The following is a 1,122-nucleotide window of genomic DNA, read 5'->3' as shown; positions in this document are numbered from 1 at the left end:
GCTAGTGTTGCGCGTCTGAAGTTGGTTTACGTTTCGCGCCGGCGAGTATTTCCTCGGCGGGTTTGGTCCACACGAATGGGTGGCAGCGGTCGTTCCAGCCGTCGATGAAGGCGCGGATCGCGGCGACGAGTTCTCGGACGGAATCGAAGGAACCGCGCCGGATGGCCTGGCGGGTGATGATGCCGAAGAACACCTCGACCAGGTTGAGCCATGATCCCGATGTTGGGGTGAAATGCATTGTCACCCTCGGGTTCTTGGCCAGCCACGTGGTGATGTCGGCGTGCTTGTGGGTGTGGTAGTTGTCGCACACGATGTGCAGTTTGCGGCGCGGATAGGCTCTGGCCACCATCTTCATGAAGTCGAGGAACTCGGCCTTCCCGTGACGCTCGTAGCATCGATCGACCACCGATCCCGTGGCCACTTCGAGTGCAGCGAACAAGGTCGTGGTGCCATTGCGCTTGTAGTCATGGGTAGCCTTCTCCGGCAGACCCGGCCGCATCGGCAAGATCGGCTGAGTGCGGTTAAGCGCCTGGATCTGGCTCTTCTCATCCACGCACAGCACCACGGCGTTCGTGGGCGGGTTCAAATACAAGCCGACGACATCGCGAACCTTGGCCTCCAACTCGGGATCGGTCGAAAACTTGAACGTCTCGCGCCGCCATGGCTTGATCCCGTACCGTCGCCACGCACGGGCCACGGTCGCGTCGCCGATCCCCAACTGTTTCGCCAACAGCCGGGTCGACCAGTGGGTGACCGCCAACCGCTCGGGTGGTGACTCCAGTGTCACAGCGATGATCTCGGCGTCCTCAATCGTCTTGGGCCGGCCGCTGCGTGGCTCGTCGTGCAGCCCGTCGATCCCGTGTTCGACGAACCGATCCCGCCACTTGATCACCGTCGGCCGAGACACCGACAACGCTCTGGCGGTCGCCGACGTGCCGGAGCCCGAGGCAACCGACAACACGATGCGGGCACGCTCAACCAGACCCGCACTCACCGTCGATGATCGAGTCCACGACTCCAACACCGCGCGCGAATCATCATCGAGAACCAACGCCGAAGTGGGCATACGGCAATTCTTCCACCCGAACGCCTGTAAGCGAATTAACGACGCGCAACACTAGC

The 1,122-nt window shown here is 62.1% G+C and carries 1 protein-coding gene; it reads right to left on the bottom strand.

All coding sequences use genetic code 11. The annotated features are described in order from the left end of the window. Position 1: 1 nt before the first annotated feature. Entirely contained in the window at positions 2–1,066 is a 1,065-nt protein-coding gene (locus tag L1892_RS24575) for an IS630 family transposase (protein ID WP_235726358.1), read from the bottom strand. Positions 1,067–1,122: the final 56 nt, after the last annotated feature.

This window comes from Gordonia tangerina (assembly GCF_021556435.1).
Classification (GTDB): domain Bacteria; phylum Actinomycetota; class Actinomycetes; order Mycobacteriales; family Mycobacteriaceae; genus Gordonia; species Gordonia tangerina.
Note: the sequence above shows the minus strand (reverse complement) of the source record. Positions and strands in the feature narration are given on the sequence as shown.

Bases quoted from the DNA above. Each gene is read 5' to 3' on its own strand.
- L1892_RS24575 (WP_235726358.1), bottom strand. From the start codon at position 1,066: ATGCCCACTTCGGCGTTGGTTCTCGATGATGATTCGCGCGCGGTGTTG.